Raw genomic sequence first — 14,069 nt, 5'->3', positions numbered from 1 at the left:
GTCACTCACAGACGAGTCGAGGCGAGTCGATACTCGGAACTCCCTCGTCTATTCTGACCCTCGTATCCGTGCTGTAACAGTAACACGTCGAATAGTCGGCCGTGGCCGTTCCCTCGGCGGTCTCCGCGTGCAACTCGTACTCGCCGCCGATAGGGGTATCGAGCGCGATGATTCGGCCGCCGGGCGGCACGGACTCCGTCGCCTCGGCGACGATATCCCCTCCCGAACTGAGTCGGAGCGTGAGTTCGCGGTCGGTTCCGTCGCGGTTCTCCACCGAGACGGGCGCCTCCCGTGAGAACGAACAGCCGACTCTCAGCACGCCGTCCTCGTCGACGAGGACGGCCAACAGCGGCCAGTGATAGTTCTCGGGTATCTCCCACTCGTAAGTCGCCCGACGGCCGTCGTCGGCCTCCGCGACCACGTCGTACGTCCCCGCGGAGGCGACGAGCGGCGGCGTGTGGATTTCCCGGTCGGTCGTCGCCTCGAATGCGTGTTCGAAGAACCGCTCGCCCTCGCGTTCGAGTGCGAGGGTCAAGACGGCGTCCGCGTCGCCGTCGTTCCTCACTTCCGCGTGCGGCGGCGCGTGGATGCTCGACGCACCGTCGACGGTGTACGGGAGGTCGTCGTCGACGTCTGCAGTCGCTCGTTGGCGCGGTTCGAGTCCGCCATCCTCCGTGAGGACCAAGGTGAGTTGGCGGAGTTGCGGAGTCACGCGCCACTCGTACTCCAGCGTCGCGCCGGCGTCGACGTCGGCGACGACACTGTAGGTCCCCTCGCCGACTTCGCTCCCGTCGACGCCTCGATGGATTCCGTCGCGGACGTCGAGCGTCTCGGCGAGAATTTCCGTCCCCCTCTCGGCGTCCGCGAGTCGAATCGAGAGGGTGTGCGCCGTCTCGGTCTCGTTCAGGACGCCGATTCCGACTCGGTCGTCCGGTTCGGGGGGCGTGCTCGCCTCCGTCGCTGCCGGCGTGGACGCTTCGGTTCCCGTCGTCGATGGGATTCCGGTCGCCGTACTCGTCGCCCCCGACGAGGGGGTCGAACCGTTCGAATCCGATAGACAGCCCGCGGTCCCGAAGACCGAGGCAGAACTCAGCGCGGAGAGGAGGGCGCGGCGCTTCATCGAGTGGTCGTCTATTCGACAGTACGAGTATCTTCTGTCGAGGGAACGAGTTTCCAGACGGCCCCGCCGAAACGCCGTCGCTCGCGGAGTGGACGCAAAAAATCTGATTTCGGCCGGCTCAGTTGCTCGACCCGGACAGCGCCGACTCGATGACCGAGGAGTACGACGACTCGCCGATGTTGAACGCCACCTGCGTGAGTACCTCGCCGTCGAAGCTGTCCTCGAAGACGCCGGAGAAGCGTTCGGAGAGTTGCTGACCGTAGTCGTTGTTGACGTACAGCGTCGACACCGTCGAGGCGTTCAGCCGTTCGGCCATCACCTGCGCCATCACGCGGCCCTGCAGGCGGTCCGACGGCGCCGTCCGGAAGATGTAGTCGTTGTCCTCGAGGTTCGACACCGACAGCGCCGTCGACGACGGCGAGCAGCCGATCATCTCGTTGGGGATGAACACCTGCTGGGAGACGGGAACGTTGACGCCCGAGGAGGCCGTCCCGCAGACGAACGGGACGCCCGCGCTGGCGAGCGACTGCGCCGCGGAGACCCCCGCGCTCGGCGAGGTCTGGGTGTCCTCTATCTGCTGATTGACGGACAGACCCGCCGGGTTCGCGTCGTTGACCAGCATGCCGGGAATCTGCGCGGCCTGAATCATCGGCTGGCCGGTCGAGGCGAGGTCGCCGGTCTCCGGCAGGAGGATTCCGAGCGATATCTCGCGGTCGCTGCCGCCCGGCGCGCTGTCCGCCGCGGGACCGGCGCCGTTGGGGTTCTGCCCCTGGAACGACTGCGTCTCGATGGTCGTGGTCGACTGCGAGTCGACGCCCTCGAACTCCCAGATGGCGTACGCCGCGGAGGCGGGATCGCCGTTCTGGTCGAAGTTCGTCGACGAGGAGGCCCCCTGATAGTTGACGTCCTCGCCGTTGGCGGCGGCCTCGACGCCCTCGACGAAGTTGTCCGGACCGACCTCCATCCCGCCGGGGTTGGCGATGCGACGCATCTGCTCTTTGATGGCGGGGCCGCTGTTCTCGCCGGCCGCGGCGTTCGCCAGGATGCCGATGGCCGCCGAGTCGAACGACTGGGAGGTGAACACGCCGGGCGCGGAGCCGTACTCCTCTTGGAAGAGGGAGACGAACGCCTCCTGGTTCGGGCCGCCGGCCGCCGGCGCCGTCCCCGTCACGTTCTCCATGTCGTTGCCGACCTGCGCCGGGAGCGCCCCGTCGCGCAGGCCGTCGGGGATGAGGATGGCCTCGGCCCCGTCGGACTGGCTGTAGTAGTCGCGGAACAGCTGAATCCCGCTCTCGGGGTAGCCGATGACGACCAGTCCGTCCGGTCCGTCGCCGCTGCCGCCGCCGCCGCTACCCTCGGTCTCGGTCTCGCCGCCCCCGTCGGTACCCGACCCGGCGTCGGTCTCGGTCTCGCCCTGCGTCTCGGTCCCGCCGTTGTCCGGGCTTCCGATGCATCCCGACAGCCCCACCACGCCGACTGCCCCGGCCGCACCCGCTCTTTTCAGAAAGTCACGCCGTACGATATCACGTGCCATGTGACTCGCAAAGGCAGTTACCGTTTATAAATCTACCCTTCGGTTCGCCAAAATGACTCGAATTCGCACGTTTGACACCCGCGAAACGTTGGTGGTTGTTACTGACACACGAGGGAGCAACTGAGACGTTTCGGAGGCGAACCGCCACGCTCAAATCGGCGCGGACGCGTTCTCCACCGATGACCATCCCGTCGTTCGTCATCGGTATCGCTGGCGGGACCGGCGCGGGCAAGACAACCGTCGCGCGACTCATCACGGAGAACGTCGGCGAGTCCGTCACGCGCATCCCCATCGACAACTACTACGAGGACCTGAGCCACCTCGACCTCTCCGAACGCGAGGACGTCAACTACGACCACCCCTCGGCGTTCGAGTGGGACCTCCTGCGAGAACAGCTCTCGACGCTGCTGGAAGGGCAACCCATCGAGATGCCGGTGTACGACTTCGAGATACACAACCGCAAGGAGGAGGCGACGACGGTCGAACCGACGGACGTCATCATCGTCGAGGGTATCCTCGCGCTGTACGACGAGGACGTCAACGAGATGTTCGACCTGCGCCTCTACGTCGAGACGGACGCCGACGTGCGCATCCTCCGCCGAATCGAACGCGACGTTATCGAACGCGGGCGCGACCTGGAGGGCGTCATCGACCAGTACCTCTCGACGGTGAAGCCGATGCACGAGCAGTTCATCGAACCCTCGAAGAAGCACGCCGACCTCATCATCCCCGAAGGGGCAAACAGCGTCGCGGTGAACCTCTTAGAGGAGAAGGTGATGGCGGAGGTGCACGGCGACGCGGTGCGCGACTGGGAGCGTCCGGCGCCGGAGCGATAGCTTTCCGGTCGTTCAGGCGCTCTTCTTGCCGCTGACGAACTGGTCGGCGCCCTCGTAGAACCAGTAGCCCGACTCGCGCATCGCCCGTCCGACGGCCTTGTGGAACGGGACGAACGCGTCGAACTCCTCCTGTTCGACGTTCTCGAAGATGTCCCGCAGGGGGACGACCGTCTGGTAGTCGATTCGAATCGGTTCGTCGCCGTGCGCCTCGACGAACTCGTCGCGCGAGAGGGGGAAGTCCTCCTCCTCGTCTATCTTCTTCGCGATGATCGCCTGCCCGTACTTCCGCATCCCCTCGCTTCCCTCCTCGCCGTCGGGGTCGTGTGGCCAGTCCATGGTTCGACGTTGGGAGGGCGACCCATAGCCGTTACGCATCTCGGGGACGCCGACGGCAGGGATTTGTCGTCGGAGACCCGACGTCGGCCCGTGACGCCTTCCTCGTCCGACCGCGGCGACGCGTCCGGTCCCGACTCCGGCCGCGATTCCGGCGGCGCGTCAACCCCCCTGCTGCTCGCCGCCGCGGCGCTCGCCTGCGGACTGCTCGCGGGATGGGCGCTGACCGGCGCCGGATTCGCCGTCGGCGAAGCCGTTCTCGTCGCCGGCGTCGGCGGCCTCGCCGTCTACTCCTGTCTGCGCTACGTCGCGACTCGCCTGTCGGTGGAGTGACGTCGGAGAGTGCGAGCACACGCTACGCGGTGCTCGCTGATGTGCTCGCGTCAGAATGCGGTGGGACTGGGATTTGAACTCACTCACAACGCTTCGCGTTGCTCGCTGCTCAAATCCCAGCCGTCTCCGGTTTGCTCGTTCACGCGGACGCCGCAGACGAGACTGCGGCGTGTGGTTTCGCTCGCAAAACGCGGTGGGACTGGGATTTGAACCACGGTCGCTCGTTCACTCCGTTCACGTCGCTCCCTGATTCAAATCGCCAGCGTATTCGATTCGACGCTCACGGGGAGAGCGAGCACACGCTACGCGGTGCTCGCTGATGTGCTCGCGTCAGAATGCGGTGGGACTGGGATTTGAACCCAGGAGGCCGAAGGCCACCGGTTTTCAAGACCGGCGCAATAGTCCACTCTGCCATCCCACCAACGGACCGTGCTTCTCGGGGGTCGTTCTAAGGCCTGTCGGTCAGTCCTCGCGGACCAGCGTCGGGTCGCCCCCGTCGTCGACGACCCGGAGGCCCTCCTCGACGACGAACTCGGCCGTGTGACCGGGGACGATACTGCTCGCCCGCCAGCGCGCCCGAATCATCGGCACGAGCGTCAGCAGGTCCGCGCCCGTCCGGACGGTCGGTTGGAACTCCGCGAACGCCACGCCGTGTCCGGCGTCCGTCGCTCGGTCGGTGACGGTCTGCAGTTCCGGCGCCTCGAAGGCCCCCGCGAAGTCGACGGATTCGCAGAAGCCGGCGACGTAGCACCGCCCGCCGCTGGACGGACCGATGACGACGTCGCTCGTCCGGAGTTTCGTCGACACGGTGTCCAACTTCGCGCGGGTGAAGAACGGGGCGTCGCCGCGGAGGAGGGCCGCCGAGGCGACGTCCTCGTCGCGGAGGAGGTGCTGTATCGTGTTCCCCGCGCGCGCGTCGAACGACGACCCGACCTGCACCTCGAAGCGGACTTCGTCGGGGTCCTCCAGGGCGTCGACGGCGAGGGCGCGCATCTCGGCCTCCGCCGTTCCCTCCTCTTTCCGGTGGGCTTCCGGGAGGTGCTCCTCGGCGGGGTAGTTCACGAGTAGGTCGCCGCCGGAACGCGAGACGGCGACCATCGCGTCCTTCAGCATCGCGGCGTGCAGGTCCGCGGCCTCCGCCTCCGACAGCGGACTCGTCGCGGCGAGTTCGGAGAGCGCGAGTCCGGGGCGCGGCGGGTCGGCCAGGAGAACGACGACGGTCATGTCCCACCCTCGGAGAGGGCGACCCTTCAACTCGCCGTTTCGGTTCAAGTGTCCCCCGACCCAAGGGAGGGTGTGCCCCCGAACCATCGGACCGACAACGTCCGACCGAGAGACGGACCGCCGACGGACGGACCGGCCGCCTCGGGACTCACGCGCGCGCTCTCGTCTCTCGGCGCCGCCCTCGTGGTCCTCCTCGGCGTCGCCGCCGGCCTGTACTGGCTGTTCGCCGCGGAGGCGTGGTCGCTCCTCGTCGGCGCGTCGCTCCTCGTCGCCGTCGCCGGAGCGGTGCTGTACGGCGCGCGGCGAGCGAGGAAGACGGCGACGCCGTACTGGCGGACCTGAGCTTCGAAACCGAACCGTCGCTCGCCGCCCGCCTCAGCGACTCCGCCGCCCCTTCGTCTGCCGATAGTCCCGCGAGAACACCGATTCGAGGACGTGGTCGACGAACGCCTCGGTGTCCTCGTCGGTCTGTTCGTCCAGCGACAGCATCGGGACGAGTTCGAAGCCGCGCCCGCGAATCGTCGTCGCGTGCTCGGCTTCGACGTCGAAACTGTCCGGCGCGCGCGTCGTGTAGTCGATGGCCAACTCCTCTAGGGGCCGCTGACCGACGGGGACGATTATCTCGGGGTTTATCATCCGCACCTCGGCGTTGAGATAGGGTTCGCAGGTGAGCACCTCCTCGTCGGTCGGCCGCCGGTCGGGGTGCCGGCAGCGCGTGAGGTAGGTGAGAAAGGCGTTCTGGAGGTCCGGCCGGTCGCTGTCCGGCGGCGACCGCGAGAAGCCGAGGTCGCCGAGGATGCGCTGGAGTCGCTCGTCCGACTCGCCGGTGAACGGAATCCCGTTCCGGTCGGCGCCCTCGCTGGGTCGCTCCCCGATGAACAGGAACTCCCCGCCCACGTCCCCGTACCCGTGCGCGACGTTCTCGCGGACGTCGCAGAGGCCCGGACAGTTCTCGCAGTCGGGGTCCATGTTGAACGGGTTCTCGAGGGTGTGTTGTTCGGCGTCCACGTTCGCCCCTCGGCCGCGACGGTGAAAAGTGGTCGCTCTCGGTCCGTCGACGCCGTCCGTCGCGCCGGGTTCGCGAACGGCCGACGAGAGACGACGGCCGACGAGTGGAGTGCACGGTGAAAGTGAACGTCGGGACAGACGCGACGTGCGGCGGGTTCGAGGCCGAAGTGTGAGAAACGGCCGTCACGCCGAAAGCGGAAGTGAAGCGATTACTCGGTTCGCAGGCCGCCCTGCTCCTTGATGTCCATGATGTGCCGGACGTTCAGATATATCTCCTCGGGGGAGGTGTCCTCGTCGGGGTCGTACAGGTCGCTCACGCGGTAGAGGACGGCCGAGAGCTGTCGGCTCTCCGAGGAGTCGCCGTACACCTCCTCGGCCACCTCGCGAAGCAGTTCCCGGCGGTCGGCGTCCGGTTCGAACTCGGCCTCGGAGTCGGGGGCCATCTCCCAGTCGGGGTCGTCGGCGTCCGACTCCTCGGGCGCGCCGCCGTCGGTCCGCACTTCGGACGCCGGTCGGTCGGTCGTTCCCCCCTCGCTCATCGCCCCGAGGCCTCTCGCCGCCGGACGACGCCCGCCATGTCCGCGACGTTCTCTGTCAGTCGGCGGAAGGCGTCGGCCGTCTCGCTGTCCTCCTCTAAGACGACCGGCCGGCCGCCGTCGCCGCCCGTCCGTACGGCGGGGTCGAGCGGAATCCCGCCGAGGAACGGCAGGTCGTTCTCCGCGGCGAACGCCTCGCCGCCGCCCGTCCCGAAGATGTCGTGGGAGGACCCGCAGTCGGGACACCGGAACGACGACATGTTCTCGACGATGCCGAGCACGTTCGTGTCGTGCTTGCCGAACATCTGGAGGCCCTTCCGGGCGTCGTCGATGGCCACGTCCTGCGGCGTCGTCACGATGACCGCGCCCGTGAGGGGGAGCGTCTGGAGGACGGTCAGTTGCGTGTCTCCGGTGCCGGGCGGGAGGTCCAGAATCATGTAGTCGAGTTCGCCCCACTGCACGTCCTCGACCAACTGGGTCAGCAGTTTGTGGACCATCGGGCCGCGCCAGATGACCGGGTCGTCCTCGCCGACGAGGAACGCCATCGACATCAGTTTCACCCCGTACCTCTCGGGCGGAACGATCTGCTGTTCGCCCGTCGCCTGCGGCGCCTCGTCGGCGGAGACCATGCGCGGAACGTTCGGCCCGTACACGTCGGCGTCGAACAGGCCGACGCGCGCGCCGAGTTTCGAGAGGCCCGCCGCGAGGTTCACCGCGACGGTGGACTTGCCGACGCCGCCCTTCCCCGAGGCGACGGCGATGACGTTCTTCACGCCGGGCAGGACGTCCTCGTCGGCCGAGAGGCCGCCCGGAATCGACGCCGAGAGGTCCACCTCGTAGTCGGTGTCCGCGAACTGCGCTCTGATTTCCGCGGCGACGTCCGTCTCGTGCGGCGAGTACGGCGCGCCGAGGGCGACGGAGATGCGGACCACGCCCGCGTCGTCGTCCACCTCGACGGCGTTGACGAGGCCGAGCGAGACGATGTCGTCGCCGAGGTCCGGGTCTTCGACCGCTCGGAGGCGGTCGCGTACCGCTTCGTCGTTCATGCCGCGAGAATGGGTCCGTGCGCCGAATAAGGGTTTTGAAGGGGCCCGTCGCGGAGCCGACGGCCGTAACTCGGCGTCGACACGTGAGCCCGCTCGCGTAACCGCTCGTCGTTACTATTCGAGTTCGGCGGGCCGCGAATTTATCAGCGTTCGCTCCCAGTTTCGAGACATGCTCGAGGACGATTTCGGACGCGAGGTGACCGGCGTCCGCGTCTCTCTCACCGACCGGTGTAACTTCGACTGCGTCTACTGCCACAACGAGGGGTTGGGCGACACGCGCGGCCCGATGGACCCCGACGACGACGAGATGTCGGCCGACGACGTCGTCCGCTTCCTCGAAGTCGCCGAGGAGTTCGGCGTCGAGAAGGTGAAATTCACGGGAGGGGAGCCGATGCTCCGGCAGGACTTAGAGGAGATACTCGAACGCACGCCCGAGTCGATGGAGACGTCGCTGACGACGAACGGAACGTTCCTCCCCGGCCGCGCCGAGGACCTGAAGGCCGCGGGCCTCTCGCGGGTGAACGTCTCGCAGGACGCCCTCGACCCCGAGGAGTTCGCCGAGATAACCCAGTCCGGCGCGTACGACCAGGTGATGGAGGGCGTGCGGGCCGCCGTCGACGCCGGCCTCTCGCCGGTGAAACTCAACATGGTCGTCTTCGAGCACACCGCGGGCTACGTCGACGAGATGGTCGACTACGTCGCGGAGAACGAGGGGCTTCAGCTCCAGCTCATCGAGTACATGCCCGAACTGACCGGTCGCCCCGAGTGGAACATCGATATCCAGCGCGTCCACGATTGGCTCGCGGACATCGCCGACCGGGTCGAACACCGCGAGATGCACGACCGCAAGCGCTACTGGGTCAGCAGCACGGACCCCGACTCGGACGGGAGCACAAATGCGGACGGCGACGGCGCCGGGATGGTCGAAATCGTCGACCCCGTCGAGAACGAGGAGTTCTGCGCGAACTGCCACCGCGTCCGCGTCACCCACGAGGGCTACCTCAAGGGCTGTCTCAACCGCAACGACGACCTGCGCTCGATGGGCGAGATGACCCGGGAGGAGATTCGCGAGACGTACCGGGAGACGGTCGAGAACCGCGTTCCCTACTACGGCGAGTACCTCGTGCAGGACGACGACGACCAGTGGGTCGTCAACGAGAAGTACATCGGCGCCTGAACGGGTCGTCTCACTCGTTTCCGGATCGACCGACAGTATATCTCCCCTCGCGGCGTATCAGCCGCATGACACCCCCCTCCGACTCTCCCGACCCCTTCTCCGTCTCCCGCGTCCTCCTCGCCACCGACGGGAGCGCCGGCGCCGAGGCGGCCGCCGCGCACGCCGTCGAACTCGCCGCGCGGACGGACGCGACGCTGCACGTTCTCTCCGTCGTCGACGACAGACACGCCGACTCGTTCTCGACCGAGCGGATGCGTCGGCGGGAGCGAACGCGCGCCGCCGTCGAGGGCGAGGAGGCCACCGCCACCGCGGCGCGGCGGGCGACGGCGGCGGGCGTCCACGCCCTGACCGCCGTCGAGGAGGGGCGACCGGCGGCCGTCGTCGCGGAATTCGCCGCCGACGTGGAGGCCGACGTCGTCGTCGTCGGCACGCGCGGCCGCACCGGAGTCGGCCGCTTCCTCCTCGGAAGCGTCGCGGAGGCCGTCGTGGACGCCGTCGACGCCGCGGTGCTGGTGGTGCCGGCGACCGGGGAGCGACCGGACCCGACGCCCGACTACCGCCGCCTCCTCCTCGCCGTCGACGGCGAGGGGGGCGCGGACCGCGCCGCGGACGCGGCGGTGTCGCTGGCGGCCGCGTACGGCGCCGAAGTGACGGCGCTGTCGGTCGTCGACGAGCGGTTCGCTCGGCCCTCGGCGCTTCGAGCGTCGCTCGAATCCGCGGCCCGCGAGACGGTCCGGGCCGTCGCCGTCGACGCGGCGGAACGAGGCGTCGCCGTCGACGCCGTCGTCGAGACGGGCGTCCCGGCGGCGCGCGTCCTCGACTCGGAGGGGGGCTTCGACCTCGTCGCAGTCGGCGGGCGGAGGCGCCGCGGACTCGACGCCGTCCCCCTCGGGAGCGTCGCTCGGCGCGTCGTCCGCCGGAGCGAGGTGCCGGTGCTGGTCGTCCGCGACTCGGAGGTGAACTAGTCGTTCGACCGCGATTCGGCGACGAACTCGTCGATGGCCGCGCCGCCCTGGAACCCCTCCGCCAGCGTTCCCACCCGCTCGCCGTCCTCGAACAGAATGAGAGTGGGGACGCTCCTGATGCCGAAGCGGTCGACGAGGCCGATATCGTTTCGGGGGTTGCAGAGGGCGACAGTTAACTCCTCGTGCGCGCGTGCGACGTTGCCGAGGACGGGCTCGATGCTCTGACACAGCGTGCAGCCCTTCGTGTAGAAGTCGACGAGGACGAGGCCGTTCGCGGCGACGAGTTCGTCGAGTTCGGCCTCGGATTCGACGGTGATCGGTCTGTTCGGGGCGTCGGTCGCGGGTGACTCTGCACTCACACCCGGTTAGTGGGGTCGCCGCGGCTATATCGCTTCGGCGGGGTGTCGCCGTCGGCGCACGGCCGCACGACGGGCCGTGCGTACTTTGCGCTCCGCGACGAACGCGCCACCGTGATAGTCGTCACCGGTGCGACGGGGACGGTGGGCGAACCGACCGTGGAGTCGCTGCTCGCGCGCGGCGCGGACGTGCGGGCCGCGGTTCGGAATCCTTCGGCGGCGTCGGTCCCCGCGGGGACCGAAACCGTCGAGTTCGACTTCGAGCGCCCCGAGACGTGGGGACGGGCGTTCGACGGCGCGACAGGGCTGTTCCTCCTCCGGCCGCCGACAACGACGCGGGTGTCGCGGCGCCTCCTCCCGGCGGCGGACGCGGCGGTCCGGTGTGGTGTCGACCGGGTGACGTTCCTCTCGGTGCTCGGCGCCGAGCGGAACCCCCTGCTCCCGCATCGACGGGTCGAACGCCACCTCGAAACCGACGACACCGACGCGGGCGCGGGGGCGACGCACGCCTTCCTCCGCGCGAGTTACTTCATGCAGAACCTCGCGGAGGTCCACGCCCCCGACGTCCGCGAACGCGGGGAACTGTTCGTCCCGGCGGGCGACGGCGCGACCAGCCTCGTCGACGCCCGCGACGTGGGGGCCGTCGCCGCCGCGACGCTGACCGAACCGGGGCACGCGAACGTCGCCTACGACCTCACCGGTCCGGAGGCGGTGACGTACGAGGAGGTGGCGGCCGTCCTCTCGGATGTCCTGGGGCGGCCCGTCGAGTACGTCGACCCGTCGGCCCGGGCGTTCGCGCGTCGGATGCGTCGCCGGGGGCACGACTGGGGGTTCGTCGTCGCGATGCTCGGTATCTACGCGACGGCGCGGTTCGGCCTCGCAGGGCGGGTCGAACCCGACGCGTCGGCGGTGCTCGGACGGCCGCCCCGGGACGTGGCGACGTTCGCCGCCGACTACGCCGACGCGTGGCGGTGAGCGGAGGCGCGTTCGGGCGGAACCGCCCGCTTCGGGGCGTGTGTGCCGCTCTCACCCGGCCGCCCTATCGTGATGCTTAAGTAGGGTCCACGTTTTGTTCCGACTGCAATACGCTGTAGGGGCACCGGTCCCGAGTCCGAAAGGGCGACAGTAATAGAGCACGAGTTGCGGTAGCCAAGCCTGGCCCAAGGCGCAGGGTTGCTAACTCTGTGGCATATCGCCTCCGGGGTTCGAATCCCCGCCGCAACGCTCGCCCCGACTTTCCAGTCATGAGTGCAGAAGAACCACAAGACGACGCTCCCGAGGAGGAGGAAAACCTCCGATACTTCGTCCGAATCGGTCAGACCGACCTGGACGGCACGAAGTCGGTAGAGCGGAGTCTCTCCGACATGAAAGGTATCGGCAAGCGCACGGCGCGCATCGTTACCGACGCCGCGGGCGTGGACCGAACGGCGACGTTCGGGCTTCTCGACGAAGACGAAATCGACTCGGTCGTCGACGTCGTCGAGAACTTCACCGACCACGCCCCCGAGTGGATGATCAACCGCCGCGACGACTTCTACAGCGGCGAGACCAGCCACAAGACCGGCTCGGACCTCGAAGAGAAGCGCCGCCACGACATCAACCGCATGAAGATGATCAGCTCCTACAAGGGCGTCCGACACAAGCGCGGACAGAAGGTGCGCGGACAGCGCACGAAGTCCACGGGACGTACCGAGGGGACCATCGGCGTGAACGTCGAAGCGATCAAGGAAGAACAGGCCGCCGAAGCCGAGGAGGGTGACGAATAATGGCGACCGGCAAGAACACCAAGTTCTACGAGACGCCGAACCACCCGTTCCAAGGCGAACGTATCGCGCAGGAGGCCGACCTCCTCGGGCGCTACGGGCTGAAGAACAAAGAGGAACTCTGGCGCGCCCAGTCCGAACTGCGCGACTACCGCCGCGAGGCCCGACGCCTCATCGGCGAGGCGCAGGGCGACATGGAGGCCGCCGAGGAACTCGGCGAGGAGTTCCTCGACCGACTCCGCCGCTACGGCATCCTCTCGGAGGACGCCGACATCAGCGAGGTGCTCGGTCTCGACGTGACCGACATCCTCGAACGCCGCCTGCAGACCGTCGCCTACCGGAAGGGCATCGGTCACACGCCGCAGCAGTCGCGGCAGTTCATCGTCCACGGCCACGTGGTCGTCGGTGAGGGCCGCGTCACGCGCCCCTCGAAGAAGGTCGAAGCCGTCGAGGAGGACCGCGTCGCGTTCGACGAGGGCAGCCCCCTCGCGGACGAACTACACCCCGAACGCGCGGAGGGACAGGAGTAACAACCCATGAGCGAATCCGAGAATACCGGCACGACGTGGGGCATCGCCCACGTGTACGCATCGTTCAACAACACCCTCATCACGGTCACCGACCAGACGGGCGCGGAGACGGTCGCCAAGTCGTCCGGCGGCGCCGTGGTGAAGCAGAACCGCGACGAGGCGTCCCCGTACGCGGCCATGCAGATGGCCGACACGGTCGCGGAAGAGATCAAAGCGGCCGGCATCGACGCCCTGCACGTTCGCGTGCGCGGGCCCGGCGGCAACCTCAACAAGAGCCCCGGCCCCGGTGCGCAGGCGACGATTCGCGCGCTGGCCCGCGCCGGACTCGAAATCGGCCGCATCGAGGACGTCACGCCCATCCCGCACGACGGGACGCGCGCGCCGAAAAACAGCCGACTCTAACCCACAACCATGGCAGAAGATTTCGAGGTCGAGTTCATCGAACGCGACGACCGGAAGGCTCGCTTCCTCGTCCGCGGGATGACCCCCGCGGTCGCCAACGGCATCCGCCGGGCGATGATCGCGGACGTGCCGACGTTCAGCGTCGACACCGTCCGGTTCGTCGAGAACTCCTCGGTCATGTTCGACGAGATGATCGGTCTGCGCCTCGGCCTCGTTCCGCTGACGACCGACCTGGACGACTTCGAGGAGGGTGACGTCGTCACCCTCGCCCTCGACGTCGAGGGGCCGGCGACGGCCTACTCGGGCGACATCGAGACGTCCGACGGACTCGTCCAACCGGCCGACCAGAACGTGCCCATCATCGAACTGAAGGAGGGTCAACGCCTCGAACTGGAGGCCGACGCCGTCCTCGGGCGCGGGAAGGAACACGCCAAGCATCAAGGCGGCGTGGCCGTCGGCTACCGACATCTCCACCGCGTGGAGGTCGTCGGCGACGCCAGCGAGTTCGACGAGCAGGAACCGAACATCCTGCGCGGCGTCATCGAGGAGCAGGCGGCCGAACACGCCGCCGACGAGGGCGCGCAGAACGGCGACCTCGTCCCCACCGAGGCGTTCGACAACGACCTCACGAAGCGGTACCCCGGAAAGGAGGTCGAAGTCCACGACGTCCCCGGCGCGTTCGTCTTCCACGTGGAGACGGACGGGTCGTTCACCGTCGAGGAACTCGTTCGCCGCGCCGTCGAGAGCATCTCGGACCGCGCGGCCGAACTCGAAGAGAAAGTCGCGATATAGAACCATGACTGCCCCTCACCACACCCGACGACGACTCGCCGCGCCCGCCGCGAGAGTCGCCCGACCGGCCGCCCTGACGGTCGCGGAGCCGCGACAACGGCTCGCAGGGAACCG

Annotated in this window: 18 protein-coding genes and 2 tRNA genes; 11 read left to right on the top strand and 9 right to left on the bottom strand. The window is 68.2% G+C overall.

Annotated elements, in window-relative coordinates; all coding sequences use genetic code 11:
• Position 1: 1 nt before the first annotated feature.
• Positions 2-1,120, bottom strand: coding sequence for an Ig-like domain-containing protein (locus tag NDI79_RS11360; protein WP_310928567.1), 1,119 nt, complete (start codon positions 1,118-1,120; stop codon positions 2-4).
• Between the two features lie 118 nt (positions 1,121-1,238).
• Complete coding sequence (locus NDI79_RS11355; RefSeq protein WP_310928566.1) at positions 1,239-2,654, bottom strand: ABC transporter substrate-binding protein; 1,416 nt, start codon at positions 2,652-2,654, stop codon at positions 1,239-1,241.
• A 179-nt stretch (positions 2,655-2,833) separates the two neighbouring features.
• On the opposite strand from NDI79_RS11355, the gene udk reads away from it, so the two are divergent.
• Positions 2,834-3,490, top strand: coding sequence for a uridine kinase (gene udk / locus NDI79_RS11350; protein WP_310928565.1), 657 nt, complete (start codon positions 2,834-2,836; stop codon positions 3,488-3,490).
• 12 nt (positions 3,491-3,502) lie between these two features.
• On the opposite strand, the gene NDI79_RS11345 is transcribed toward udk, so the two are convergent.
• Positions 3,503-3,826, bottom strand: a complete 324-nt coding sequence (locus tag NDI79_RS11345) for a DUF5785 family protein (protein WP_310928564.1) — start codon at positions 3,824-3,826, stop codon at positions 3,503-3,505.
• 90 nt (positions 3,827-3,916) lie between these two features.
• Between NDI79_RS11345 and NDI79_RS11340 the strand changes: the two genes are divergently transcribed.
• Positions 3,917-4,156 carry a hypothetical protein gene (locus tag NDI79_RS11340; RefSeq protein ID WP_310928563.1) on the top strand — a complete coding sequence of 80 codons (240 nt, stop codon included), beginning with the start codon at positions 3,917-3,919 and terminating at the stop codon, positions 4,154-4,156.
• 338 nt (positions 4,157-4,494) lie between these two features.
• On the opposite strand, the gene NDI79_RS11335 is transcribed toward NDI79_RS11340, so the two are convergent.
• Together NDI79_RS11335 and NDI79_RS11330 are read right to left on the bottom strand one after the other, a co-directional pair.
• Positions 4,495-4,577 (bottom strand) — tRNA-Ser (locus tag NDI79_RS11335).
• Positions 4,578-4,618: 41 nt separating this feature from the next.
• A complete protein-coding gene (locus tag NDI79_RS11330; RefSeq protein ID WP_310928562.1) occupies positions 4,619-5,380 on the bottom strand; it encodes a DUF2064 domain-containing protein in 762 nt (253 codons plus the stop codon).
• Positions 5,381-5,452: 72 nt separating this feature from the next.
• On the opposite strand from NDI79_RS11330, the gene NDI79_RS11325 reads away from it, so the two are divergent.
• Entirely contained in the window at positions 5,453-5,722 is a 270-nt protein-coding gene (locus tag NDI79_RS11325) for a hypothetical protein (protein WP_310928561.1), read from the top strand.
• Positions 5,723-5,755: 33 nt separating this feature from the next.
• Here the strand turns inward: NDI79_RS11325 and NDI79_RS11320 are convergent, their stop codons facing one another.
• From NDI79_RS11320 to NDI79_RS11310, 3 genes are all read right to left on the bottom strand, one after another.
• Positions 5,756-6,388, bottom strand: coding sequence for a uracil-DNA glycosylase (locus NDI79_RS11320; protein WP_425499598.1), 633 nt, complete (start codon positions 6,386-6,388; stop codon positions 5,756-5,758).
• A 209-nt stretch (positions 6,389-6,597) separates the two neighbouring features.
• Positions 6,598-6,927, bottom strand: coding sequence for a DUF7976 family protein (locus NDI79_RS11315; RefSeq protein ID WP_425499597.1), 330 nt, complete (start codon positions 6,925-6,927; stop codon positions 6,598-6,600).
• On the bottom strand, positions 6,924-7,970 hold the full coding sequence (locus tag NDI79_RS11310) for an Mrp/NBP35 family ATP-binding protein (protein WP_310928559.1): 1,047 nt from the start codon (positions 7,968-7,970) through the stop codon (positions 6,924-6,926). The genes NDI79_RS11315 and NDI79_RS11310 overlap by 4 nt, the downstream gene beginning before the upstream one ends.
• A gap of 169 nt (positions 7,971-8,139) precedes the next feature.
• Between NDI79_RS11310 and moaA the strand changes: the two genes are divergently transcribed.
• The gene (moaA, locus tag NDI79_RS11305) at positions 8,140-9,147 is read left to right on the top strand and encodes a GTP 3',8-cyclase MoaA (protein ID WP_310928558.1); all 1,008 of its coding nucleotides are present in this window, start codon (positions 8,140-8,142) and stop codon (positions 9,145-9,147) included.
• A gap of 65 nt (positions 9,148-9,212) precedes the next feature.
• Complete coding sequence (locus NDI79_RS11300) at positions 9,213-10,112, top strand: universal stress protein (protein ID WP_310928557.1); 900 nt, start codon at positions 9,213-9,215, stop codon at positions 10,110-10,112.
• Here NDI79_RS11300 and NDI79_RS11295 read toward each other — a convergent pair.
• A complete protein-coding gene (locus NDI79_RS11295; RefSeq protein WP_310928556.1) occupies positions 10,109-10,471 on the bottom strand; it encodes a thioredoxin family protein in 363 nt (120 codons plus the stop codon). The genes NDI79_RS11300 and NDI79_RS11295 overlap by 4 nt on opposite strands.
• Positions 10,472-10,582: 111 nt before the next feature.
• On the opposite strand from NDI79_RS11295, the gene NDI79_RS11290 reads away from it, so the two are divergent.
• From NDI79_RS11290 to NDI79_RS11265, 6 genes are all read left to right on the top strand, one after another.
• Positions 10,583-11,443 (top strand): SDR family oxidoreductase, encoded by an 861-nt coding sequence (locus NDI79_RS11290; RefSeq protein WP_310928555.1) that lies wholly within the window; start codon positions 10,583-10,585, stop codon positions 11,441-11,443.
• 164 nt (positions 11,444-11,607) lie between these two features.
• Positions 11,608-11,692: transfer RNA gene (locus NDI79_RS11285), tRNA-Ser, on the top strand.
• 20 nt (positions 11,693-11,712) lie between these two features.
• The gene (locus tag NDI79_RS11280) at positions 11,713-12,234 is read left to right on the top strand and encodes a 30S ribosomal protein S13 (RefSeq protein WP_310928554.1); all 522 of its coding nucleotides are present in this window, start codon (positions 11,713-11,715) and stop codon (positions 12,232-12,234) included.
• The gene (locus NDI79_RS11275) at positions 12,234-12,761 is read left to right on the top strand and encodes a 30S ribosomal protein S4 (protein WP_310928553.1); all 528 of its coding nucleotides are present in this window, start codon (positions 12,234-12,236) and stop codon (positions 12,759-12,761) included. The genes NDI79_RS11280 and NDI79_RS11275 overlap by 1 nt, the downstream gene beginning before the upstream one ends.
• A 6-nt stretch (positions 12,762-12,767) precedes the next feature.
• Positions 12,768-13,163, top strand: a complete 396-nt coding sequence (locus NDI79_RS11270; RefSeq protein WP_310928552.1) for a 30S ribosomal protein S11 — start codon at positions 12,768-12,770, stop codon at positions 13,161-13,163.
• A 9-nt stretch (positions 13,164-13,172) separates the two neighbouring features.
• A complete protein-coding gene (locus NDI79_RS11265) occupies positions 13,173-13,955 on the top strand; it encodes a DNA-directed RNA polymerase subunit D (protein WP_310928551.1) in 783 nt (260 codons plus the stop codon).
• Positions 13,956-14,069 lie beyond the last annotated feature (114 nt).

The sequence above is a fragment of the Halogeometricum sp. S3BR5-2 genome (assembly GCF_031624635.1).
GTDB lineage: Archaea > Halobacteriota > Halobacteria > Halobacteriales > Haloferacaceae > Halogeometricum > Halogeometricum luteum.
This window is presented reverse-complemented; position numbering and strand designations above follow the sequence as displayed.